Origin of the sequence: Xanthomonas protegens (genome assembly GCF_038442435.1) — a bacterium.
GTDB lineage: Bacteria > Pseudomonadota > Gammaproteobacteria > Xanthomonadales > Xanthomonadaceae > Xanthomonas_A > Xanthomonas_A sontii.
Map to the genome: position 1 here is coordinate 61,804 of NZ_JAQJCQ010000017.1, position 24,731 is coordinate 86,534.

The window sequence follows — 24,731 nt, forward strand, 5'->3', positions numbered from 1 at the left end:
GAAAAAGTTCCTACCGATCACAGATCCAGACCGAAGCCGAGTCCAACCGAGCGTTCGTCGCCAGAGAACGCGCCGCCGAGGCTGAAGCGTCCCTTCGCGCCAACCGGAACCGCGTAGCCCACAGCCAGCGCCTTCTCGCCCGCCTGGAAGCCGACGCCGAACGCGATCCGGCCGCGCGAGGACAGCCCGCCGCCTGCGTTGATCGCCATCTGGGTATTGGCCGCGGACATCGAACCCAATCGATCCAAGCGCGTACCCATCGTCGAGAAACGGCGATCGGTGCGATCGCTAAGCGCCGTCAAATCGTCTTGCGTGGCCATGCTGGCCCACTTGCTGTCGGTGTAGGCGTTGGCGCGCTGCAAGGTCCGGGCATCGCCGTTGTCGGCGTATGTCTGCGCATTGCTCAACGCTTGATTTACCTGACCGACATTCGCGGCATCGGTGCTCTGCGTGCCCGCCGCCACCTGAGTGATCTGGCGCTGCCCACCGTTGCTGCCGACGGAAACGGTATTGGCACGATCGGCGACGGCACCGGCGCCGATGGCCACCGATCCTTCTGCGCTCGCTTGGGCACTGCTGCCTATGGCGGTCGCGTTGACGGCCGATGCCGTGGCCTGCGCCCCCAGCGCCGTGCCGCCGACAGCCGCCGCCGCCACCGTGGCGCCACTGCCAACGGCCGTACCACTGTCGGCACCAACCGTGGCGTTGCGCCCCACCGCGGTGTCAGTTGCGTCCTGCGCATGTGAGGTATCGCCCAGGGAAAGCCCGCTACCAGTTCCCGCTTGTACGCTGGAGGTGCCCGACCGCAACTCGCTCAGATACCCGTCCACCGCACCGAATGCCAAGGCGATACTGGAATAGCTCTGCCCTTGCAGCATGTAGCTCGGCGCGACCAATGCGCCGTTGACGTAGGCAGCGCCGCCGCCAAAGACGGCCGCGGTCGAGGCGAGCCCCGTGTTCAGCTGATTGACGGTGACAGCGTCGTGCACATCGGTGCCGTCGGCGACGTTCACGATCTGCCGATAGTTTCCCGAGCTGATGCCAGCACCCACGCTGGCGCCCACCGGCGTTCCAACGGAGACGGTATTGGCACGATCGGCTACCGCATTGTCGCCCAAAGCCACACTGTTGTCGGCGATCGCCTGAGTATTCACGCCAAGCGCGACTGCACCCACCCCGAAACTTGAGGCATTATTTCCGACCGACGTGCTCGCCTCCCCATATGCGCTGGCGATGAACCCGATTGTGGTAGTACCGAAGGCACGTGAGACCGCAAGGCTCCCGATCGCGGTGGAACCGTAATCAAGCGCAGTTGCGCCGGTTCCAATGGCCACACCATAGTCGGCCTGGGCCGTTGTCGCGACGGGAAACAAACCGTCCACCGAAGAGCCGATCGCGATGCCGTGGTTGCCTGACGCGATGCTGGCATTGCCAAGCGCGATGCTGCGATCGCCCGTTGCTTGGCTTGCATTGCCCAGCGCCATCGCGCCAGACCTCTGTGCCACGCTTTGCGCACCAAGCGCAATGGCGCCGTCCAGCGTAGCCTGGGCAGACGCGCCAATGGCGATGGCATTCGCCTCGGCCGCATTGGCCTGCGTGCCGAGCGCCACCGCATTTTGCGCCGAAGCCGTGGTGCCATAGCCGACGGCCGTCGCCTGCTCGCCGGTCACCGTCGCGCCGTTGCCAACAGCGGTGGCGCCGATCGCCCCGGCGTAGCTAGCGGCGCCCAGCGCTACCGCGTAGTCCGCGTTGGCCAGCGCCTGCGCGCCAACCGCGATCGTTTGCTCGCCGCTGGCACCTGCATTGGCGCCAAGCGCAGTACTCTCGCTGCCGCTGGCGGTAGCGAAGTAGCCGCTGGCCAGTGCGCTATCGCCGTCTGCCAACGCCTGCGTCCCGAGTGCCGCGGCGCCCTGCCCGGAGGCACTGGCGCCGGTTCCCACCGCGACAGCATCATCTCCGCTGGCCGAAGCGGCCGCAAATGTGCCGTTCGCGTCCGGAGCGATCTGCACATAAGGCGTAACATCGGTGGCGTTTTGCGCTAGCGCAAAGGCTGGCAACGCCAACAGCGCGGCGGCGAGCAGGCAAAATGGCGGCCATGCGTCCAGGCAGGACAAGCGGCCACGATCGACGCAGGCTCGCGTCTGATACGAATTGTTCATGCAAAATGGTCCCGTGTATGCGGATGCTGTGCCCATGCTTCCTGCGCAAGTCCGGCATCGAAGAAAGAAGGCGCATCGTCGCGCCTCGCGCCAGCCCCCCTTCGGCCGACGGATGCATTACTAGCAGTTGGTCACAGGACTGACATCCACGGAGTCTTTCAAATCTCACCGTTTCTTGCTTATGTCACTCCCATCCCACACGCCCCCACGATGCCACCATCGTCCGTCGAGCCATGACCGATGAAAACGTTCACGCAATGGTTGAAGGCTGCCCCCATCCAGGATCCGATAGAGCGCAAGAACGCTCCTCTGGTGCAGCTATTCTTTCTCTTCTCCTTCGCTTACTTGTTCGTGACGAAGGGCGTTTTCACTTTTTACGAGGTACGCCTGGCGAACGCAGTACCGCCGACGCTCGCACTCGACGCGGTCGTGGACGGCGTGATCGCATTGTCGGCGCTGGCTGGCTTTATCCTGGTGAGGCGCGGCCTTTATCGCCTTGCGCTGCGCACCTTCGTCGGCGTATTGCTGGCGCTTGTGCTGTACAACTATGCCACTGTCGGCGCGCAACATCTGTTCCCCACGCCGCTCCCTTTATTGATCCTTTCGTTCGGCGGATTGCTGATCGGCCGCCGCGACATGTGGTGGATCTACGCTGTACTGCTGGCCAGCCTCGGCCTCGGCATCGCCAGCGATTACTTCCACTTTTCCAGCGCCGACGGACTTTCCTCCATGGCGATGGAGCGCATGGCCTCGATCGGCGGGCTTTACACCATGTCGGCCATCATCTTCGATGGCGCTATCCGCGCGTTGCGCGAGGGGATCAAAGACGCGCGCACGCACGCGCAGGAGACCGCGCGCGCCAATCAGGCGCTGGCAGCGGAAATGGAGAAGCGGCGAGAAACCCAGCGCCGCCTGCTGCACACCCAAAAGCTGGATGCCATCAATCGGACTGCGGCGGGCGTCGCGCACGACTTTGACAATCTGCTCAGCGTAATTCTTGGCTATGCGATGCAACGCGGACGCATGGCAGAACACGGCGCCGAAGAATTGCAAAAAGGCCTGGCCTCGATCGAGCGCGTAGCCCGTCAAGCGCTCGACCTGACTGATCGCCTGTTGTCGTTCAGCCGCCTGGAAGATATCAAGCCTGTCCGCTTCGAACTGGACAGGGCAGTCGCCGAACTCGTGCCAATGCTGAGACAGCTATTCGACCCCTCCATTCGCATCGATACGATTGCTGGTACCGGCGCACGTATGATTGAAATGGACCGCCACCAGTTCGACGTGATGGTGCTGAACATTGCATCGAACGCATGCGACGCGATGCAAGAGCTTTCCAACGGCACATTTACTATCACCACCCGAGTAGGCACAGACGACGAGGTAGAACTGGAACTCCACGACTCCGGGGTAGGTATCGGCCCAGAGGTCTTGCCGCGGATATTCGACGCATTCTTCACCACTAAGCCCAGCGGGCACGGTACAGGGCTGGGACTTGCAGGCGTCCTGGACATCGTGAGTGCCATTGGCGGCCGGGTCCGAGTGGATAGCGAGCCAGGCGCGGGAACCGCGGTGACGCTATCCCTACCCTGCGTACAATGAACCGCGAGATCAGGCTGCGTCGCTATCCGTATCCAACTGCCAGTCGCCAACGACAATGGCGTAACCCAAGCCACGCGTGGTCTGCAGCGGCAAGGTCTCGCCAGCGACCCGCATGGCCTTGTTGCGCAACCGATGAATCATCATGTCCAAACGGTGCCCATCGAAGTTGCAAGGATCAGGATCGATGGCGAGATGCAGTTTCTCGCGCTCTACCGGGCTTCCTTGGGCCTGGACCAGCGCACGCATCACTGCACGCTCGTTTGCGGTCAGCGGGATCGTGGTGCCGCTGGGCGCACAGATCGACCAGTGACCTGCACCCAACTTCCAGACAGGCGGCGACAGCGACTGGGCGTGTTGACGCTGGCGCTCCCATATACGTCTCATCAGGCTATGGATCGTGGCGACCAGCACATCCATTTCCACCGGCTTGGACAAAAACGCATCTGCACTGCCCATCAATGCATTGATGCGTGCCGACTTGCGCCGATTGGAGGTCAGGATGACGATGCCCACCTCGGAGATCTCACGCAACTGTCGAGCCACATCGAGTCCATTCTCCCTGGGCAGCCCAATATCGATCACCACTACATCGAACGGCTGTTTCAGCATCTCCAGGAAAAGAAACTTTGATTCCCCCAGCCCGACCACCTCGAAGCCGTGATCCCGCAGTCCCTTGGCGATGATCTCCTCCCGCAGTTCGACATTATCCTCCACCAATCCGACCCGGATTGGACGCTTGCCAGCACTCATGCCACCCTCGACTCTTTAGCGTTGTGTTACCCGACGTCCCAATCACCCAAAGGTAAGAGCTGGCATGATTCGTCCACAAAGGGAGCGACCGGTTGCCGATCATAAACTTCTGGTGGACATGCACAAGGAGGACGCCGTCGTCGCACCATCGCCTTCAGAATAACCAAACTGCAGGCCTGCAGGTCGGACGGATATCTCCCGACAGACGCCGCTGCACTCAGTTGCCCGCCACGCCGGGATCGAACGCCAAGCTGGCGCCGATATGCTCCAGGCAGCGCAGCGGTTGCGACCGCCCGACGCCATCCGTGGCGCCAGCTTGGCGGCGATGCCGCACCACCCTTCGGCGCTCGCGGCGCGTCGACCGCCAGCAGCAACGGTACGTTCGCAGTTCGCCGCAGCCAGCGCGGGGAAAACGAGGCGGCAGTGCGATACGCTGCGTGCGCAGCTGCGCTTTGTGCGAACTGGAACACATGCCGACGCACCATCTCACGCCACGCTCTGACAGGTTGCACGAACCGTTCACGCCTGCCGGCACAGCATCGGCCAAACGCTCTGCCGATTCTCTCCCGCGCAGCAGCAGCCATTTGCAGCGTGACCCTTCTGTCGTTTCTGCCTCCCCCCCTCGGAGCGCTCATCCATGGCCAGCCCTCGCAAGCCCATCAAATCCAGCACGCCCGTCGATACCAGCGCCTCCGCCGACCAGCGCGGGCATGGCGACGAACTGCATCAGCACGCAGGCGGCACGCATCCGCCGCTGACCACCAACCATGGCATCCCGGTTGCCGACAACCAGAACTCGCTGCGCGCCACGCCGCGCGGGCCGACGCTGCTGGAAGACTTCATCCTGCGCGAGAAGATCACCCACTTCGATCACGAGCGCATTCCCGAGCGCATCGTGCACGCGCGCGGCAGCGCCGCACACGGCTACTTCGAACTGACCAAGTCGCTGGCCAAGTACACCACCGCCGCGCTGCTGACCGAGGTCGGGGTGAAGACGCCGGTGTTCACCCGCTTCTCCACCGTCGCCGGCGGCGCCGGCTCGGTGGACACGCCACGCGACGTGCGCGGCTTCGCGGTCAAGTTCTACACCAAGGAAGGCAACTGGGACCTGGTGGGCAACAACATCCCGGTGTTCTTCATCCAGGACGCGCTAAAGTTCCCGGACCTGATCCACGCGGTGAAGATGGAGCCGGACCGCGGCTTTCCGCAGGCGGCCAGCGCGCACGACACGTTCTGGGACTTCGTCTCGCTGATGCCCGAGTCGCTGCACATGATCATGTGGGCGATGAGCGACCGCACCATTCCACGTTCGCTGCGCATGATGGAAGGCTTCGGCATCCACAGCTTCCGTCTGCTCGACGAGGAAGGCCGCAGCACCTTCGTCAAGTTCCACTGGCGGCCGAAGCTCGGCCTGCAGTCCACGATCTGGGACGAGGCGGTGAAGCTGGCCGGCGCCGACCCGGACTTCCACCGCCGCGACCTGTTCGAATCGATCGAACGCGGCGACTTCCCGGAATGGGAACTGGGCGTGCAGTTGTTCACCCAGGAACAGGCCGACGCCTTCCCGTTCGACCACCTGGACGCCACCAAGCTGATCCCGGAGGAACTGGTGCCGCTGCAGATCGTCGGGCGCATGGTGCTGGACCGCTGGCCGGACAACTTCTTCGCCGAGACCGAGCAAGTGGCGTACTGCCCGGCCAACATCGTGCCCGGCATCGACTTCTCCAACGACCCGCTGCTGCAGGGCCGCCTGTTCTCGTACCTGGACACCCAGCTCAGCCGCCTGGGCGGGCCGAACTTCCACCAGTTGCCGATCAACGCGCCGAAGTGCCCGTTCGCCAACATGCAGCGCGACGGCCACATGCAGATGGGCGTGCCCAAGGGCCGCGTCGCCTACGAACCCAGCTCGCTGCAGGCCGACAGCCCGCGCGAGACCACGCGCGGCTTCGTCAGCCACCGTACCCAGCCCGACGACGGCGCCAAGGGCCGCGTGCGTGCCGAGAGCTTCGCCGACCACTACAGCCAGGCGCGGATGTTCTACCGCAGCCAGACGCAGCCGGAACAGGCGCACGTGGCCTCGGCGCTGGTGTTCGAGCTGTCCAAGGTCGACACCGCGCACGTGCGCGAGGCCGTGGTCGGGCATCTGCGCCACGTCGATCCCAAGCTGGCGCAGCGCGTCGCCGATGGGCTGGGCATGGATGCGCTGCCACCGGCACCGCCGGCGGAGATCGCACCGCAGGACCTGCCGCTGTCGCCGGCGCTGCAGTTGATCGGGCGGATGAAGCCCACCCTGCAGGGCCGCGCGATCGGCATCCTGATCGACGAGGGATCCGACGCGAAGGCCGTGCGCGACCTGCGCAAGGCCGCCACCGACGCCGGTGCCGCGGTCAAGATCGTCGCGCCCAAGCTCGGCGGCGCCGTCCTCAGCGACGGCAAGCGCCTGACCGCCGACGGCCAGCTGGCCGGCACGCCCTCGTTCGTGTTCGATGCCGTGGCGGTGGTGCTGTCGGCCGAGGCCGGCAAGCGGCTGAGCAAGGAGTCGGCGGCCATCGACTTCGTCAGCAATGCCTTCGCCCACCTCAAGGCGATCGCCGCCGACGCCGGCGCGCAGCCGCTGCTGAAGGCCGGCAACGTGCAGAAGGATGCCGGGGTGGTCGAAGCCAGCGACAGCAAGGGCTTCATCAACGCCGCCAAGACCCGCCAGTGGAGCCGCGAAGCGAAGCTGCGCCTGCTGGCCTGAGTGAGGCGGCGCTTTCCGCCATGGCGCCGCACGCTGGCGCCATGGCGATGATCGCGACCCGACCCGGGTCGCGGGCGGCACGCGCCAGCGCGCGAACCGCTACACGCCGGGGGACACCAGCGTTCCGGGGCGCCACGACCTCGACGGCTGGTCGCGCACCAGCTCATGTTCGCGTGGGCTGCCATCCGCACAGGCGGCCACTATGGCGACGGTGGGATCCATTCCACATGCACCGCCCACCGTCCGCAGCCCCAGATGCGCCCAACCAGGGGTCCGAGACCGGACACCTGGGCCGGCCCAGTGGCGCCGCAAAATCGCCTGGTCAATTTTTCGCCACCCCTCTTGACACTGTTGTGTCACGGGCCGGCATCGGCCTTATCCACAACCTTATGCAGAAGTCATCCACACCCCCTGTGGACAAGCCGCCGATGCCGCCCTCACCTCACCGGAACATCCAAGTCATTGATTCTTGGTTAGAAAGCTTGTCACGGACTTGACAAGAAGCGGACGGAGCACTCCTGCGTGGCCGCCTGACGGCGACCGCAGGAAAAACTTATCCCGAGCCTGGGGGCGGCGTGTCTACAGCGGAGCAAGGTGAAGGGGACGTGAAATCTTCACCTGTTCGCGACGGACGGTTGGCGCAGCGTCTCCCGCTCCCGCCAGGCAGGCCGAACGCTCCTGCCCAAGTGCGGGAGATCGCCTCGCGGGTTGTGCAACGCACCATGTTTTCCGCCCGTTCCAACACTCTCGGGCTGGGCCGGGGTGGCCCGCCATGGGACACCCGGCCACACCATGGTCACGGCGTCAGGATCACCTTGCGGCAGTCCTGCTCCTTCTTGTCGAAGATCGAATACCCCTGCGCGGCCTCGGCCAGGCTCAGGCGGTGGGTGATGATCTCGTTGGGCCGCAGCCGGCCCTCGCCGATGTGCTCCAGCAGTTCGGGCATGAAGCGCTGCACATGGGTCTGGCCCATCTTGAAGCTCAGCCCCTTGTCGAAGGCGTCGCCGAACAGGAAGCCGTGGATGAAACCGGCATACACGCCCGGCACGCTGACCGTGCCGCCGCGACGGGTGGCGGCAATGCACTGGCGCAGCGCCGTGCCGCTGCTGCCTTCCAGCTTCAGCGTGGCCATCACCGTCTCCACCGTGCTGCCCTTGGCCTCGAAGCCGACCGCGTCGATGCTGGCGTCCACGCCACGCCCGTCGGTCTGGCCGACGATGATGTCGGCCGGATCGTCGATCTCCTCGAAGTTCAGCGGAATCACCCCGTAGGTGCGCTGGGCGAAGTCGAGCCGGTACGGATAGCGATCGACCATGAAGATGCGCTCGGCGCCGAGCATGCGGCAGCAGGCCGCGGTCATCAGCCCGACCGGGCCGGCGCCGAAGATCGCCACGGTACTGCCCTGGCGCACCCCCGCGTTGACCGCGGCCTGGTAGCCGGTGGGCAGGATATCGGACAGGAACAGCACCTGCTCGTCATGCAGCACGTCCGGCACCACCAACGGGCCGACATTGGCCTTGGGCACGCGCACGTACTCCGCCTGGCCGCCGGCCACGCCGCCGTACAGATGGCTGTAGCCGAACAGCGCGGCCGGCGGGCGGATGCCCTTCTGGTTCAGCGCCGCGCCCTTGCCGGTGTTGGTGGTCTCGCAGGCGGCGTACTCGGTCAGGCGGCAATGGAAGCACTCGCCGCAGGCGATCACGAACGGGATCACCACGCGGTCGCCCTTCTTCACCCGCTGCACGTCCGAGCCGACCTCTTCCACCACACCCATGAACTCGTGCCCAAGCACATCGCCAGTGTGCAGATCGGGGATCTTGCCGCGATACAGGTGCAGGTCCGAGCCGCAGATCGCGGTGGCGGTGACGCGGAGGATGATGTCGTCGGTTTCGACCAGCACCGGGTCGGGAACGGTTTCCACGCGCACGTCCCGGGTGCCGTGATAGGTCAGAGCTTGCATGGGTAGGTCCTTTCGTCTGCGAACACGTGCCCGCAGTGTCGCCGCCGATGCCGTGCATCGTCGGTGACCACGCCGTGAGTCCGATGTCGCGACCGCAGTGCCTGCGCGCGTGGTCGCTGCTTTACCATGCGACGTCCCCACTGCGAGCCGATGCCATGCCCGACAGCCTCCACGACCTGCAGGCCGCCCAGCGCGCCTTCGCCGACGCCCGCGACTGGGGTCAGTTCCACAGTCCGCGCAATCTCGCCGCGGCGCTGTCGGTGGAAGCGGCGGAATTGCTGGAGCACTTCCAGTGGCTGGACGATGCGCAGAGCCGGCAACTGTCTGCAGAAAAAAAGCAGCAGATCGGCAGCGAGATCGCCGACGTGCTGCTGTATCTGGTGCAGTTGTGCGACAAGCTGGAGATCGATCCGATCGACGCCGCGCAGCGCAAGATGCTGGCCAACGCCGCCAAGTATCCGGTGGAGCGCGCCAAGGGCCGCATCACCAAGTACACCGAGCTGTAAGACCCCGGCGAATCGCGCCGCTCGCGGATGCGCCGACGCGCGGCGGTGGCATCCGCCGCCGCGCGCCATGGAATGACTAGCCGCTCGAGCGCGAACTGCGTTTTCGCACGGATGTCTTGCCTGCGCGCTTGCTGGTCGTGCGCTTGCTGGATGCGCTCTTCTTGGCTGGTGTCTTCCTGGCGACCGAGGTCTTCGCCGTCGACTTTTTGGACGCTGTCTTCCTGGATGCCGTCTTCTTCGATACCGTCTTCTTGGTCGCAGTCTTCTTTGCCGAAGAAGTCTTGCTCGCCACCTTCTTGCTCGCGGCCTTCTTGGCGGGCGTCTTCCTGGCCGAGGCGGTCTTCGCGGTGCGCTTCTTCGCGGCAGCCGTCCGCGTACCGGCCTGTTTGGCCCGGGTCTTCGCGGCCTTCTTGGCCGCGCTCTTGCGCACCGTCGCGCCCTTGGTCTGCGCGGCCTTCTTCGCCGCGGCCGAGCGGCTGCTGGCACTGCGCTTCTTCGCCGCGCGCTTGGTCTGCGTCGACAGTGCCTCGCTGCCCACCGTCTGCGTTGCGCTCTTGCCCTTGCTGGCGGTCTTCAGCGCCTTCTTGGCGCCGCGCGAGCGCGTTGGCGACGGCTTGGCCTGCTTGCCGCCCTTGGCCTCTTCCTGCGCAACCTTCTTCTTGGTGTCTTTCGACGCCGTCTTCGACGCGCCGGTCTTGACCCCGGCGCGGCGCGCCTTGGACAGGCCGATGGCGATCGCCTGCTTGGTCGACTTCACCTGGGTCTTGCCCTCGCGCACGCGGTCGATTTCCTCGCGCACGAATTCGCCGGCCTGGGTCGTGCCAGCCTTGCCTTCGCGCTTGGCACGGCGCGCACGGGTGGAGGTGGATTGCTCCGGCATCGATACATCTCCTGAAAGCGGCCACGACGGCCATCGGCTCCGGGTGTAGCAACGCGCAGGTCAAGAGCAGGCATACGACAGGCGAAGCGCGCGTGCATATGCCTGCACGCGGAAGACGGCGCAATCAGCTGTCGCGACCGCACAACGCCGGCGAATAGGTCTGGATGGCATGCTGGATCGGCGCGTGTCGGCCGTACATCAACGCGCCGACCAGGACCACCGACACGATGGCGTACATGCGCAGGCGCGCAGGCAGCTGCGGGGCACCGCGCCACTGCAGATAGCACGCCGTCGTCGCCGCCCCGACCACCACACCGGCCGCGACCTCGGACAGGCTGTGCGCCCGCGCATAGACGCGGGCAATGGCGATCACGCTGGCGATGGCGAAACCGCAGGCGATCGCCAGCCGCGGCCGTGGACGGGCGCGCAGGCACAGCATGCAGGCCATCGGCCATACGCAGGCGGCGAGCATGGTGTGTCCACTGATCACCCGGAACTGCAGGGCGCGCAGTTCCACCCCACAGCCGGCGTAGAGAATCTTGGTCACCCCGACCAGGGCCGCGGCGCTCGCCAGCAGGCCAAGCCAGGTCGCCGCGGCGCGCCATCCATCACTCCCCAATGCCAGCCACAACGCGCAGACGAGCGCCAGCGGCAGCGTCATCGCCGCGTCGCCGAAGTTGCTGATGGCAGACCACATGCTGGGGAAAACGTCCTTCGGCGTACGCGTCGTTCGGAGCCACCGACGGCGTGCGCCGGGGCGGCCATGATACGGGCGATCGCTCGAACGGGAAGATCGTGGTGCGCAGCGCGCGACGGAGGCGCAAGCGCGGCCACGGATCCAGCCGCCGCCCCGCGCGTGCCGGCAGCCCCCTGAGCCACAGCAAGCCCCTGGTAGGTCTCGAAGCCATCAAAGGCGCCCTGACGCCGCTTCTGCACAACAGCCTGCATCTGTTCGCGCGCAGCGTAGGCAACGCACGCACGCGCTTTTCAGCTCGCGCGTGCGGCACGCCCCACTGCGACCACCTCCGGCGCCGGCTCCCAGCCGAACACACTGCGCCCGCCATAGGCGTGCGACTGCGCGCGTTCCTCGGCGATGTAGTCCTCCACCGACGGACCGCGTGCGGTCGGTTCCAGCAAGCGCGCCTGCGCGTCCAGGCGGCGGATCGCGTCCAGTTTCTCTTCGCGCCCCAGCTTGGCCTGCGCCACCGCGGTCTTGAGCACGCCGATGGTGTGGTCGTAGACCCGCGTCGGTACGGGGAACGGGTGCCGGTCCTTGCCGCCATGGGCCAGCGAGAAACGCGCCGGGTCGCTGAAGCGGCACGGCGCACCGTGCAGCACCTCGGCCACCAGCGCCAGCGCGCGCACCGTGCGCGCGCCGACGCCCGGCACCTGCAGCAGATCGGCGAAATCGCGCGGGCCGCATTCGGCGGCGGCGGCCAGCGCCCCGTGCAGGCGCCGCACCACGATGTCGCTGCCGCGCACGTCGTGGTGGTCGGGCAACGACAGATGCGGCAGGTCGGCCGGCCGGCGCTCGGGCACCGTGGCGGCCGCCGGCGCGAACAGGTCGCCGGTCTCCGCGAACAGCGCATCGGCGGCCGGCGCAGCGGCGCCCCGCCCCTGCGCGGCGTGGGTCGGCGCCGCGGCGGCCGATACCGGCGTCCGCGCGGCCTCCAGCGCGGCGTATTCGCGGGCGATGCGCTCCGGTGCCAGCGTCTGCAGCAGCTCCACCTGCGCCGTACGCGCCGCGGCGGCGCGATGATCGGCGAGATTGACGATGCGGCCCTGGCGCGGGCCGTCGATCGCCGCATGCGGCGCATCGACGAAGCTGCTAAGGCCTTCCGACAGCCAGTGGTAGCGGCGTGCCTGCTTGCGCGCGCCGTGCATGCCCTGCTGCACCACCACCCAGCGCCCGTCGTCGCTGACGATGAAGCCGTGCAGGTACAGGTCGAAGCCGTCCTGCACCGCGGCACTGTCGACCTTGGCCACCAGGCGGCTGACCCGCGCCAGGTCCGCGCCGTCCAGACCGGTGCGCTCGCCCACCGCCTGCAGCTCGTCCGGCGTGGCCCGCGAATGCCGCCCGCGGCCGCCGCACACGTGGATGCCCAGTTCGCCGGACAGCGGCGCCAGGCCGCGCTTGAGCGCGCCCAGCACGCTGGTGGTGATGCCGGAGGAATGCCAGTCCATGCCCATCACCGCCCCCAGCGACTGGAACCAGAACGGATGCGCCAGGCGCCGCAGCAGTTCGTCGCGGCCATAGCTGTGCACGATGGCCTGGCACATCACCGCGCCGAGCCGGGTCATGCGCGCGCCCAGCCAGTGCGGCACGCGACCGCCGTGCAGGGGCAGATCGGCGCTGCCGGAACGTCGGCTCATGGGGGCTCCGAGGAACGGGGTGCACCAGGGTAGCCAGTGCGGGTCTCAGCGTGCGAGTCTGGAGGCGAGCGCAGGCTGAGTGATTCAGTGCGGCCGCACGCGCGAAAGCACCCAGGGCGCTGCATGGATCGGCCCTGCTCGTTGCGTGTCCCGCAGCGCATGCCTTTCGACGACGCCGACGGGCAACTGGATCCCGAAGGGAGTCAGCGCCGCTCTCAGGAGGGCAAGCACCTCCGCGCAACCGCGCCTGCCGTCGAGGCTTCAGCCCTGAAAGGAGGCGTTATGGCTTGCGTCCCGATCCAGGCGAACGCATCGCGCGGCAGCGGACCGACGACGTTGCTGCGTCGACGTAGGCAGCGCAACGATGCATCCTGTTCCTTACGCTGACTTGCAGCTCAGCTGGCCGCGCCAGGGCCGTCACATCCTGTCGTGCGTCGACACCGATTCGATCATGTCTACCAGGTGGATCGCCCTGCGATTGCGCAGTTCGTCTTGGACCACCAGCGCTTCGGCGGCGAGTTCAGCTACGACCGGATGAGCTGGATCAAGCCCAGTTTCCTGTGGACGATGTACCGCGCCGGTTGGGCGCAGAAGCGAGGGCGGGAGCGGATCCTGGCGATCCGGCTGCCACGCGCCTGCTGCCACTACGCAGGCACTGCCGGCACGGCCTCACGCACACGGCGCGCGACACGTGCCGGGCATAATGCGCCTCACGTCGACTGTCGCCACACGCCCGATGTCCTACGCCGCCCTCCGCACACTGCTCGCCTCCTGGGGCGAACTGCGTCCGCAACCTGCATCCGACTGGCAGGGCACGCTGCCGCTGCCACAAGCGCTCGCCGACTTCTATGCGCAGGTGGGGCCATGGGGCGACATCCGCGACGCCACGGCCGGCCCGACCGGCCTGTCGCTGCAACTCGGCGGCAACCCGCTCGACATTCCGCCGTTGTGCAAGCTGTGGGCGCTGCAGGCCGGCTACCGCTGGAACGCGATCGACGGCAAGCCCATAGCCGCCTGGCGCGACCACTGGCTGGTGATCGCGGACCAGGGCGCGGACCCTGTCATCCTCGATACCGCCAGCGGCGGCGTGCTGTTCGCGTTCCACGGGGCCGGCGCATGGCGCCCCCGACCGCTGGCCGCCAGCCTGGAGATCGCATTCGGTGGCCTGGCGACCATGGCCAACACCATGGCCGAACTCGGCGATGCCGCATTCGACGACAGCGCCGCGCTGTGCGCCACTGCCCACAACGCGGTCGCCGCGTCGCTGGCCGCCTATCTGGGCAGCGACGTCGAGGCCGCGCGCTTTCTGGAAACGCTGGATTGGTAGCGGGTTGAGCAAGCAAGGCGCGGCTGCGCCAAGCGCGACATCTACGCCCACGTTGGCGACGGTATCGCCCCCTGCCGGTCGCCCCATCGCGATCACGCGGATGCACGGTGATGTTCCAGGAGCGCGCCTGCCGACCCACGATTATCGTGCACCGCATCACAACTTCCCGCTCCTGATGAGGTAGCGTGACCATCGGGGTCCAAACAGGGGGTTTGCCGATGACGTTTCGTACCACGCGGCGCGGGCTGTTGCTCGGCGCCGGTTCGTTCGCGTTGCTGTCGCACGTGCCGATGGGCCTGGCCCTGCCGCGCGCGCCGGCGAAGACGCCGGCCTTCATCGATGCCCTGATCGCGCGGATGACGCCGGAAGAGAAGGCCGGGCAGCTGACCCTGTTCGGTTCGGCGCAGCAGACCGATGCGGCGGCCGCCGCCAATCCGGTCAACGTGCGCCCCACCGCCGAGGGCCAGTTGGCCGCGGCGCGCGCCGGACGCCTGACCGGCATCTTCAACGGCTCCAACGTGCGCTGGCACCAGCAGTTGCAGCAGGCCGCGCTGGAGAGCCGGCTGAAGATCCCGATGCTGTTCGCCGCCGACGTGATCCACGGCTTCACCACCGTGTTCCCGGTGCCGCTGGGCGAAGCCGCCAGCTTCGAGCCGGAGCTGGCGCAACGCACCGCGCGTGCCGCCGCGCTGGAGGCCAGCGCGGTCGGCATCGACTGGACCTTCGCGCCGATGGTCGACATCGCCCGCGATGCACGCTGGGGCCGCGGCGTGGAAGGCAGCGGCGAGGACGTGCTGCTGGGCCGGCGCTTCGCCGAGGCGCGCGTGCGCGGCTTCCAGGGCGAGGGCATCGACCATGCCGATGCGCTGGCCGCCTGCGCCAAGCACTTCGCCGCCTACGGCGCGGCCGAGGCCGGCCTGGACTACAACACCGTCGACATCTCCGAGCGCACCCTGCGCGAGGTGTATTTCCCGCCGTTCCAGGCCGCCTTCGGCGCCGGTGCGGTGACCACCATGGCCTCCTTCAACGAGCTGTCCGGCGTGCCGGCCACCGCCAACACTTGGCTGCTCAGCCAGGTGCTGCGCGGCGAGTGGAACTACAGCGGCCTGGTCGTCTCCGACTACACCGGCGACCTGGAACTGGTCGCGCACGGCTACGCCCGCGACGCGCGCGACGCGGCGCGGCTGGCGTTCCTGGCCGGCGTGGACATCAGCATGCAGAGCGGGCTGTATCTGCAGCACCTGCCTGGCCTGGTCGCCGACGGTGCGGTGCCGATGGCGCGGCTGGACGACGCGGTGCGCCGCGTGCTGCGCTTCAAGGCCGCGCTGGGCCTGTTCGACGACCCGTTCCTGCGCATCGTGCCCGAGCGCGCGCAGGCGCGGCAGCGGCGTCCGGAGACGCTGGCGCTGGCGCACGAGGCGGCGCGCAAATCGGTGGTGCTGCTCAAGAACGAGGGCGAACTGCTGCCGCTCAAGCGCCAGGGCCAGCGCATCGCGCTGATCGGGCCGATGGCCAGCAACTGGGTGGAAAGCGCCGGACCGTGGACGCTGTTCGGCGGCGACGACAGCGGCAACGACCTGGCCACGGCCCTGCGCGCGCAACTGGCCGATCCGGCCGCGTTGCAGGTGGTGGAAGGCTGCGCGTTCGAACACGCATTGCCGGGCGGCGTGCAGGCGGCGGTGGCCGCGGCGACCGCCGCCGACGTGGCGATCCTGGCGATCGGCGAGCCGCTGCGCTACTCCGGCGAAGCGCAGTCGCGCACCGACATCAGCATCCCCGGCGCGCAGCAGTCGCTGCTGGCCGCGGTGGCGGCCACCGGCACGCCGGTGGTGGTGGTGCTCAGCAATGGCCGTGCGCTGGTGCTCGACGGCGCGGTGCTGGACGCGCCGGCGATCCTGGTCAGCTGGTTCCTCGGTTCGGCCTCCGGCCCGGCGCTGGCCGACATCCTGTTCGGCGTGCACGGCCCCTCCGGGCGCCTCCCGGTGAGCTTCCCGCACGAATCCGGGCAGTCGCCGTACTACTACGCGCACAAGCCCACCGGTCGCCCGGATCCGCGCCCGAACGCGCTGACGCCCTTCACTACTCACTACCGCACGATCTCCAACACCGCGCTGTTCCCGTTCGGCCACGGCCTGACCTATGGCCGCATCGAGTACGGCGAACTGACCTTGAGCACGTCGCGGCTGGCCGCCGGCGGCACGCTGAAGATCGCCGCACGCATCCACAACCGCGGCCACCGCGACGCCGAGGAAGTGGTGCAACTGTATGTCCGCGACCGCAGCGCCAGCATCACCCGCCCGGTGCGCGAACTGAAGGATTTCCGCAAGGTCGCGGTGCCGGCCGGTGGCAGCGCCAGCGTGGACTTCGTGCTGCGCCGCGAGGATCTGCTGTTCGTCGGCCAGGCGCTCAAGCCGACGGTGGAACCCGGCCAGTTCGATCTGTGGGTAGCGCCCTCGGCGCAGGCACCGGGGCTGACGGCCAGTTTCGAACTGCTGGGCTGATCGCCGCATCGGCAACCGCTGGCGGTGGCGGCCACGCGGTCGCCACCGCGGCAGGCGCGTGGCCAACGCGGGCGGCGTTTCACGTCGGCGGCACTGCGCGCTCACATGGTGCTGCCGCGCGTGGCGCTCAGATAGGAATGTCGTCTGCAGCGATGTCGCGCATCGCGCGCGCCAGATCCTTGCGTCGCATCCGCAGACGATGCCGCACCGGCGGCGCTTGCGATGCGCACCGCCGCGCCTTCCCCCACGCCAGGAGCCGCGCCATGCACGACCACGATCCCGACCACTCCGCCGGCCGCCGTCGCGCGCTCGGCGCCCTCGGCAGCGGCCTGGCCGCTGGCGGCGCGCTGGCGATGTCCGCCGGCGCCAGCGCGCAACCCGCCGCTGCGACCAGCGCCGCCCGCCCGCCGATGCAGAACCCGCGCACGCAGTACCCGCGGCCGCCGTTCGACACGCCGAAACAGGAATGGCCGGGCCTGGCCTCGAAGATGGTGCCGGTGCCCGACCATGGCGAGCGCAGCTACGTCGGCTCCGGCCGCCTTGCCGGGCGCAAGGCGCTGATCACCGGCGGGGATTCGGGCATCGGCCGCGCCGCGGCGATCGCCTTCGCCGGCGAAGGCGCGGACGTGGCGATCAACTATCTGCCGCAGGAAGAACCGGACGCGCGCGAGGTGGTCGCACTGATCCGTGCGGCCGGGCGCAAGGCCGTGGCCATCCCCGGCGACCTGCGCGACGCCGCATTCTGCAAGCAACTCGTCGCGCAGGCGGTGCAGCAACTCGGCGGCCTGGACATCCTGGTCAACAACGCCGCGCGGCAGACGGCGCAGACATCGCTGCTGGACATCGACGACCAGCAACTGGACGACACCCTCAAGACCAACCTCTACGCGCTGTTCTGGGTGACCCGCGCCGCCCTGCCGCACCTGCCGGCGGGTGCGGCGATCATCAACACCACCTCCATCGTCGCCGACGACCCACCCGAGTCGCTGCTCGATTACGCCACCACCAAGGGCGGCATCGTCAGCTTCACCAAGAGCCTGGCCAAGCAGCTCGCGCCCAAGGGCATCCGCGTCAACGCGGTGGCGCCGGGGCCGTACTGGACGCCGCTGCAACCCAGCGGCGGACAGTTCATGGACAAGCTCAAGACCTTCGGCGCCGACGGCCCCACCGGCCGCCCCGGCCAGCCTGCGGAGATCGCGCCGATCTACGTGCTGCTGGCCTCGCAGGAATCCAGCTTCACCACCGGCAGCGTCTTCAGCAGCGTCGGCGGACGCGGCAACGTGGGTTGATTCGCCGTCACGTCGTGCGACTGTAGGAGCGGCATCAGCCGCGACGGGCATTCCTGCGACAGCCCGTCGCGGCTGAAGCCGCTCCTACGTGGGTTTATCCCAGGCAGAACGCGTGCAATGCCACCGTGATCACCCGCCAACTCCGCCGCTAGTGACGGCGCGGTTCGACTGTCGGCCTGCTGCGCCACCACACCCGGCACACCCGCCACGACGGCCTTGGTTGATTCGCTGCCAGGCCGTCATGCGATCGTAAGAGCGGCTTCAGCCGCGACAGGCACTAGCCCGATCATCCTGCCAATTCCGCCGAAAGGAACGGCGCGGTCCGACTGTCGGCCTGCTGCGCCACCACACCTGGCACGCCCGCCGCCACGACCTTGCCGCCCGCCCCGCCCGCACCTGGCCCCATGTCGATGATCCAGTCGCTGGACGCGGCCACGCGCATGTCGTGCTCCACCGCCACCACGGTGTTGCCCGCCTCCACCAGCCCGTGCAATTGCCGCAGCAGCGTGTCCACGTCGGCCGGATGCAGACCGGTGGTGGGTTCGTCCAGCACGTACACGGTGCCGCGGCGCTGCGCGCGCTGCAGCTCGCTGGCCAGCTTGATGCGCTGCGCCTCGCCGCCGGAGAGTTCGGTGGCCGGCTGGCCCAGGCGCAGATAGCCCAGTCCCACCTCCATCAGCACCTGCAGCGGCCGCGCGATCGGCATATCGTCGGCGAAGAAATCCAAGGCCTCCGCTACCGTCATCCGTAGCACCTGCGCGATGTTGCGGCCGTGCAGCTCGATCTCCAGCGTCTTGGCGTTGTAGCGCGCACCATGGCAGGTCGGGCAAGGCGCATACACGCTGGGCATGAACAGCAGTTCCACGCTCACCGCACCCTCGCCTTCGCAGGTCTCGCAGCGGCCCTTGGCCACGTTGAACGAAAAACGCCCGGCATCGTACTTGCGCTTGCGCGCTGCCGGCGTGGCCGCGAAGCGCTTGCGTACATGGTCGAACAGGCCGGTGTAGGTCGCCAGGTTGGAGCGCGGGGTGCGCCCGATCGGCGCCTGGTCCACCTGCACCAATCGCCGCACGTGTTCCAGGCCGCCGGCAATATAGCCATCGGTGGCGACGCGCGCGCCGCGCTCCAGCGGATCCAGTTCCTCCTCCGCCTCGGCCGGCGCCTGCCCCAGTTGCGTGCCCAGCAGTTCCACCAGCGCCTGGCTGACCAGCGAGGACTTGCCCGAGCCGGACACGCCGGTGACGGTGGTGAACACGCCCAGCGGGATGTCCACGTCCAGCGCGACCACGTTGTTGCGGCTGACCTCCCGCAACTGCAGCCAGCCCTCCGGCGTGCGCGGCGCCTGCGTGGCGGCCTTCGGCGCGGCGAACAGATAGCGGCGCGTGGACGAGGCCTGCACCTGTGCCAGTCCCGCGGGCGGACCGCTGTACAGCACCTGCCCGCCGTGCTCGCCGGCACCGGGGCCGACATCGACGATCCAGTCGGCATGGCGGATCACGTCGATCTCGTGCTCGACCACGAACAGCGAATTGCCCGCGCCCTTGAGCTGGTCCAGCGCGCCCAGCAGCGCCTGCGTGTCGGCCGGATGCAGACCCGCCGACGGCTCGTCCATCACGTAGACCACGCCGAACAGCTGCGAGCGGATCTGCGTGGCCAGGCGCAGCCGCTGCAGTTCGCCGGGCGACAGCGTCGGCGTGCTGCGTTCCAGGGTCAGATAGCCCAGCCCCAACGCCTCCACCACCTGGATCCGCGCCAGCAGGTCCTGGGCGATGCGCTGTGCGGCCAGCGCCTGTTCCGGATGCCGCGAACGGCCCTGCATGCGGCCTTCGGCCGCGGGCCGCAGCAGGTCGGCCACCTCGCCGAGCGGGCGCTGCGACAGTTCGCCGATGTCCAGCCCGGCGAAGGTCACCGACAGCGCCTCGCGGCGCAACCGCTTGCCGTCGCAACTGGGGCACGCGGTGCTGATCAGGTACTGCGCCACGCGCTTCTTGATCAGCGCGCTCTGCGTGCTGGCGAAGGTGTGCAGCACGTAACGGCGCGCGCTGCTGAAGGTGCCCATGTACGCCGGCTCCTGCTTGCGCTTGAGCGCGCGCTGGGTCTCGGCCAGGGTGAAGCCGGGATACACCGGCACGGTCGGTTGCTCGTCGGTGTACAGGATCCAGTCGCGGGTCTTCTTCGGCAGCTTCGCCCACGGCACGTCGACATCGTGGCCGAGCGTGGTGAGGATGTCGCGCAGGTTCTGCCCGTGCCAGGCCGGGGGCCAAGCCGCCACCGCGCGCTCGCGGATGCTCAGCGAACGGTCCGGCACCATCGACGCCTCGGTGGCGTCGTAGATGCGCCCCAGCCCATGGCAGGTGGGGCAGGCGCCGGCCGGCGTGTTCGGTGAGAAACCGTCGGCATGGATGATGTCCTGCCCCGGCGGATAGGTGCCGGCACGCGAATACAGCATGCGCAACGAGTTGGAGATGGTGGTGACGCTGCCCACCGACGAGCGCGTGCTCGGCGCGCCGCGATGCTGCTGCAGCGCCACCGCCGGCGGCAGGCCGTCGATGGCGTCCACGTCGGCGACGCCGGCCTGGTCGATCAGGCGCCGCGCATACGGCGAGATCGAATCCAGGTAACGCCGCTGCGCCTCGGCGAACAGCGTGCCGAACGCCAGCGACGACTTGCCCGAACCGGACACGCCGGTGAACACCACCAGCGCATCGCGCGGCAGCTCCACGTCCACGTCCTTGAGGTTGTGCTCGCGCGCGCCACGGACGCGTACGAAGCCGGAAGCGGCGAAAGCGGAAGGCGTGGACATGGGCGTGACCGGCAACGCGAAGGAGCGCGCAAGCTTAGCCGGTCGGCTGACATCGGCGTGTCGCGGCGGACGCGATGCAGCACGCTCGCTCGGCCATCGGCAAAGGCGAACCGTCGCCGGTGCCTCAGGTCTCAGCTCAACGCAGGCGCCGCCAGCATGACGGCATCCTCGTCGCGCGCGGCCAGCGCCTGCATCCGCGTCACCGCAGTGGCGAACGCGCGCAGCACCGCCACGCCGCGTTCGGCGTAGATCGCATGCAGTGCCTGGTAGTACCACAGCGTGCCGTCGCGCCCAGCGGTGAAGCGCTCGAACACTGCCGCACCGACCTCGGGATCTTCCAGGTCGGCGACGATGCTGCGTGCGTTGTAGAGCTTGTCGCAGGCCGACACCAACAGCACCGCATCCGGGGCCTGCGCCAGATGCGCCAGATGCGCCAGATACGCCTGCTTGCGGATGCGCCAGTCGCGGCGCTTGGCCGGCACGTCCGCGGGCACCGCCTTGCGCTCGGCCGTGGCGTCGGTACAGGCCATCACCATGTCCGCCACCGCCTCGCCGAACTGCGCGCGGATCACGCCCTCATGGCCGGCGCCGCAATCCTCCACCACGTCGTGCAGCAGCGCCGCGATCGCCTGGTCCTCGTCGCCGCCGGCCTCCAGCACCAGCGTCGACACGCCCAGCACGTGGCTCAGATACGGCACCGTGCCGCCCTTGCGGAACTGGCCGGCGTGGGCGATGCGCGCGTAGTCCACGGCGCGCGCGTAGCGTTCGGTGAGAGCGGTCATGCGGCGATCCTGACGGAACAGGCCGGCATTATCGCCAAACTTGCCGGCGTGAGCGCGTGGAGACGCGTGTGAACGTGGACGCCGTTCAAGCCGCATGTGGCGGCCATTGCGTACCTGATCGGCCGACAACGGGTACGGACGCGGGCTGCCGCGCCACCCTGCTCTGGTCCAAGCGCGTTCCCCGCTTACACTTCCCTGCTCCCACGCCACCGCAATGCCCGCACACATGGACGTCCGTCACCTCGACCAGCACGCCCCGGAACTGCCGCAGATCGCCGCCTGGTACCACGCGGCCTGGGGCCGCGAGGCGGGTTTCACGCTGGACGACGAACTGCGCCAACTCCAGCGCGCCGCAGATGCGCATGGCCTGCCGCGGCGGCTGGCCGCTTTCGATGGCGCCCAGCCGATCGCCGTGGTGCAGCTGAAGGACCGGGAAATGGACGCCTTCCCGCAATACCCGTACTGGCTGGGCGGCATGTACGTCGCCGAGGCCTATCGCGGGCGCGGCATCGCCGGTCGCCTGCTCGCCCATGCCCTGGCCGACGCCGCCAACCTTGGCCTGGACGTCCTGTACCTGCAGACCGAGCAGTTGGACGGCGGCCTGTACGCCCGCCACGGCTGGCAGCCCGTGCAGGAAGCCGATTCCCACGGCAGCCGCGTGCTGCTGATGGTCCGCCCGGTCGGCTGAGCGGGTGTCCACGTGGCCGCGCCTGCACATTACTTTTCCCCCGCGCCGCGTTAACGTGGCGCTTGGAAAGATAGGGCGTCAGCCACCAACCCACCGCCCGCTCGACACATACGCATGAACGCAGCGCCGAGGATGCAACCCACCATGATCACCGACACCGTCCACGCCGTGGACGACACCGCCACCGACAGTGCCCCGACCCCACCCGCACGCCGCGGCGCCGTCTCCGGCCGCGCCGCCGCGCATAGCGTGTACCGCTCGCCGCTGTCCGCCGACGACGCCAGCAGCGACGCGCTGCGCCTGCGCGAACAACGCGCCAAGCGCGCGGCGCAGGTCGCCGCCGTCGGCACCGTCGCCGCCCTGGCTGCCGTGGCCCTGATCGCCTGGCGTCGCGCACGGCGCTGACCGCGCAACAACACCAGGTGCATTTGGCATAATGCGCCGAGCAGGAAGCTCGCCACCGCCCACGCAAGGAACGTCCTCATGACGCCATGGCACCGCATCGCCCAATTCGCAGGCCTGGCGCTGGTCGCCAGCGCCTGCAGCATGCCCGCCGCCGCCCGCAAGACGCCCATGGCCTCGGCGGTGCTGAGCGTCCCGGCCGACCTGCCCAACCAGCGCCTGTTCGACTGCGCCGAATCCAGCATCGCCACCCTGTCGGAGACCAGCAGCTCCTGGCCCAAGGTCACCCGCGAAGACCCAACCAAGGGCATCCTGGAATCGGGCGACTTCCCCGAAACGAACCGCAGCGGCTTTCGCCTGCGCCTGGAGCGCCCACCGGGCGCCAACCAGGCCAAGCTCGCCCTCAAGGGCGCCGGCGCCTATTTCGTCGACCTGGGCGTCGACAAAGCGATGCAGGATCTCAAGACCGCACTGGATCGCTGCGTCGCCACGCAGCCACAGTAAACCCAACGAACGGAACACGGCAGTTCTGATCCCCCGCTTCATTCACACCGACCAAGGAAGGACACGACCATGCCCAATTATTCAATCGAAGCCCGCTCGCTCGGCGTGGTCGGCATCGCCGGCCATGACTTCTGGGTGCTGCGCGACGAACACGGCAAGGCCGTGGCGGAACTGCATGGCCTGGCCACCGACCGCCAGACCGGCCAGGCCATTCCCATCGGCACCGACGAGACCCGGCACTCGCTGCGCGCCTGGCATTACCCCCACGATCCCGCCTACGCCCGCTCCATTGGCGAGAAGGTGGACAGCACCACCTACATCCGCGACGACCAGCCGGCGCGTACTGTGGCCACCGGCGAAAAGCACGAAATCATGGAGCGCTGGAATACCGCGGTGCGCGCCGTGCCGGAACTCAACGCGCAGGATCGCGACTACCCAAACTATGGCTTCAAGGTCTTCGGCGAGACCGTCAACAGCAACTCCGCCTACCGCACCTTCGGCGAGCTGATGGACGTGCCCGTACAGGATTTCCCTGGACGACTCGAACCGGGCATCGACAACCGCATGCTCTCGCCGGAACGCACCGAGGAACTGCGCTACCACGCACCGGACGAACAGGATCGGCAGCGCGCACCCGCCCCCGCGGCCGATCCCACGCGCGCCGACCATCCCGATCACACGCTGCTGCAGCAGATCCGCGACAAGGTCCAAGGCCTCAACGGCCCTGGCCAGTTGAACCCGGCCGACAACGACCGCATCAGCGCCAGCCTTTACGCCCTGGCCAAGCAACACCACTTCAGCAGCGTCGACCAGGTCGCGCTCAGCCAGCAGACCGCAACTGCTGCCGCGGGCGAAAACATCTTCATCGTGCAGGGCGCCGCCAACGATCCGGCCAAGCAGCGCGCGCACATGTCCACTGCAGAGGCCGCGCAGACGCCGGTGGAGCAGTCGTATGCGATTGCGCAGGCGCAGCAGCCGGAGCCGCAGGCACCAACGCAGCAGGTGGAGTCACCGACTCAGACGCAAGACGCGCAGCCTCGGCCGCTGGTACACGCGTTTTAATCCCCGAGCAGCGCAAACTGCAGCCAGCAATATGCTGGCTGCGGTCAGCACAGATTGGCGGCTCCAAAGAACGCCTTGGTCCAGTGCCCCCGCTGCGTTGCAATACGCCGCGCGTCACAGCACTACATCGGGTTGAATTCACTCAGCCGCCGGCCAACCCACCGCCAGCGCGTCCCGCCAAAGCACCGTCGTCGTCCACCGCAGCCGCATCCTCAAGATCGCCTACTTCGCGTGCAATTCCGGCCCGCGGATCGGCCTGTGGAGCTTGGCGGCCCAGGTCTCCCTCCCTCGGCTTGGGCATCTCGGCCGCATCGTCGGCGTGTTCATCTCGCGTCTCCTCCTGTGTCACTCGAGGCTACGGCGCTTGCCGTGAACACCGTTGCTGGATGGCGTCAGGATGGCGCCG

17 protein-coding genes and 2 pseudogenes are annotated in these 24,731 nt (G+C 68.1%); 11 read left to right on the forward strand and 8 right to left on the reverse strand.

All coding sequences use genetic code 11. The annotated features are described in order from the left end of the window. Positions 1-17 precede the first annotated feature (17 nt). Positions 18-2,159, reverse strand: a complete 2,142-nt coding sequence (locus PIQ37_RS17595) for a YadA family autotransporter adhesin (protein WP_342074439.1) — start codon at positions 2,157-2,159, stop codon at positions 18-20. A 240-nt stretch (positions 2,160-2,399) separates the two neighbouring features. Between PIQ37_RS17595 and PIQ37_RS17600 the strand changes: the two genes are divergently transcribed. Then, the gene (locus tag PIQ37_RS17600; RefSeq protein ID WP_342074440.1) at positions 2,400-3,758 is read left to right on the forward strand and encodes a sensor histidine kinase; all 1,359 of its coding nucleotides are present in this window, start codon (positions 2,400-2,402) and stop codon (positions 3,756-3,758) included. A gap of 9 nt (positions 3,759-3,767) precedes the next feature. Here PIQ37_RS17600 and PIQ37_RS17605 read toward each other — a convergent pair whose 3' ends face one another. Next, complete coding sequence (locus PIQ37_RS17605) at positions 3,768-4,508, reverse strand: response regulator transcription factor (RefSeq protein ID WP_342074441.1); 741 nt, start codon at positions 4,506-4,508, stop codon at positions 3,768-3,770. A 637-nt stretch (positions 4,509-5,145) separates the two neighbouring features. Between PIQ37_RS17605 and PIQ37_RS17610 the strand changes: the two genes are divergently transcribed. Further along, positions 5,146-7,248 (forward strand): catalase, encoded by a 2,103-nt coding sequence (locus PIQ37_RS17610; protein ID WP_342074442.1) that lies wholly within the window; start codon positions 5,146-5,148, stop codon positions 7,246-7,248. 796 nt (positions 7,249-8,044) lie between these two features. Here PIQ37_RS17610 and PIQ37_RS17615 read toward each other — a convergent pair. Further along, positions 8,045-9,208 (reverse strand): zinc-dependent alcohol dehydrogenase, encoded by a 1,164-nt coding sequence (locus PIQ37_RS17615; protein WP_342074443.1) that lies wholly within the window; start codon positions 9,206-9,208, stop codon positions 8,045-8,047. Positions 9,209-9,363: 155 nt separating this feature from the next. Between PIQ37_RS17615 and PIQ37_RS17620 the strand changes: the two genes are divergently transcribed. Continuing rightward, positions 9,364-9,714, forward strand: coding sequence for a nucleotide pyrophosphohydrolase (locus PIQ37_RS17620; RefSeq protein WP_342074444.1), 351 nt, complete (start codon positions 9,364-9,366; stop codon positions 9,712-9,714). Between the two features lie 364 nt (positions 9,715-10,078). Here PIQ37_RS17620 and PIQ37_RS17625 read toward each other — a convergent pair. The 3 genes and pseudogenes from PIQ37_RS17625 to PIQ37_RS17635 form a co-directional block, all read right to left on the reverse strand. Next, a pseudogene (locus PIQ37_RS17625) lies at positions 10,079-10,594 on the reverse strand (DUF6496 domain-containing protein); the annotation flags it as partial. 124 nt (positions 10,595-10,718) lie between these two features. Then, entirely contained in the window at positions 10,719-11,291 is a 573-nt protein-coding gene (locus PIQ37_RS17630) for a phosphatase PAP2 family protein (protein WP_342074445.1), read from the reverse strand. A 290-nt stretch (positions 11,292-11,581) separates the two neighbouring features. After that, a complete protein-coding gene (locus tag PIQ37_RS17635) occupies positions 11,582-12,967 on the reverse strand; it encodes a DUF763 domain-containing protein (RefSeq protein WP_342074446.1) in 1,386 nt (461 codons plus the stop codon). A gap of 462 nt (positions 12,968-13,429) precedes the next feature. On the opposite strand from PIQ37_RS17635, the pseudogene PIQ37_RS20695 reads away from it, so the two are divergent. The 4 genes and pseudogenes from PIQ37_RS20695 to PIQ37_RS17650 form a co-directional block, all read left to right on the forward strand. Then, positions 13,430-13,606 (forward strand): annotated as a pseudogene (locus tag PIQ37_RS20695) (DUF4291 family protein); the annotation flags it as partial. 97 nt (positions 13,607-13,703) lie between these two features. Further along, positions 13,704-14,294 (forward strand): hypothetical protein, encoded by a 591-nt coding sequence (locus tag PIQ37_RS17640; protein WP_407136944.1) that lies wholly within the window; start codon positions 13,704-13,706, stop codon positions 14,292-14,294. A gap of 218 nt (positions 14,295-14,512) precedes the next feature. Continuing rightward, positions 14,513-16,795, forward strand: coding sequence for a glycoside hydrolase family 3 N-terminal domain-containing protein (locus tag PIQ37_RS17645; protein WP_342074447.1), 2,283 nt, complete (start codon positions 14,513-14,515; stop codon positions 16,793-16,795). Between the two features lie 410 nt (positions 16,796-17,205). Beyond that, positions 17,206-18,084 carry an SDR family oxidoreductase gene (locus tag PIQ37_RS17650; protein WP_407136965.1) on the forward strand — a complete coding sequence of 293 codons (879 nt, stop codon included), beginning with the start codon at positions 17,206-17,208 and terminating at the stop codon, positions 18,082-18,084. Positions 18,085-18,370: 286 nt separating this feature from the next. Here PIQ37_RS17650 and PIQ37_RS17655 read toward each other — a convergent pair whose 3' ends face one another. Both PIQ37_RS17655 and PIQ37_RS17660 read right to left on the reverse strand, forming a co-directional pair. Continuing rightward, positions 18,371-20,887 carry an excinuclease ABC subunit UvrA gene (locus tag PIQ37_RS17655; protein WP_342074448.1) on the reverse strand — a complete coding sequence of 839 codons (2,517 nt, stop codon included), beginning with the start codon at positions 20,885-20,887 and terminating at the stop codon, positions 18,371-18,373. Positions 20,888-21,018: 131 nt separating this feature from the next. Then, positions 21,019-21,669: an HD domain-containing protein gene (locus tag PIQ37_RS17660; protein WP_342074449.1), complete on the reverse strand. Its 651-nt coding sequence runs from the start codon at positions 21,667-21,669 to the stop codon at positions 21,019-21,021. A gap of 226 nt (positions 21,670-21,895) precedes the next feature. On the opposite strand from PIQ37_RS17660, the gene PIQ37_RS17665 reads away from it, so the two are divergent. From PIQ37_RS17665 to PIQ37_RS17680, 4 genes are all read left to right on the forward strand, one after another. Then, positions 21,896-22,357 (forward strand): GNAT family N-acetyltransferase, encoded by a 462-nt coding sequence (locus PIQ37_RS17665; protein WP_342074450.1) that lies wholly within the window; start codon positions 21,896-21,898, stop codon positions 22,355-22,357. A 144-nt stretch (positions 22,358-22,501) separates the two neighbouring features. Beyond that, a complete protein-coding gene (locus PIQ37_RS17670; protein ID WP_342074451.1) occupies positions 22,502-22,762 on the forward strand; it encodes a hypothetical protein in 261 nt (86 codons plus the stop codon). 78 nt (positions 22,763-22,840) lie between these two features. Beyond that, complete coding sequence (locus tag PIQ37_RS17675; protein ID WP_342074452.1) at positions 22,841-23,263, forward strand: hypothetical protein; 423 nt, start codon at positions 22,841-22,843, stop codon at positions 23,261-23,263. A 69-nt stretch (positions 23,264-23,332) separates the two neighbouring features. Next, positions 23,333-24,325, forward strand: a complete 993-nt coding sequence (locus tag PIQ37_RS17680) for an XVIPCD domain-containing protein (protein ID WP_342074453.1) — start codon at positions 23,333-23,335, stop codon at positions 24,323-24,325. Positions 24,326-24,731: the final 406 nt, after the last annotated feature.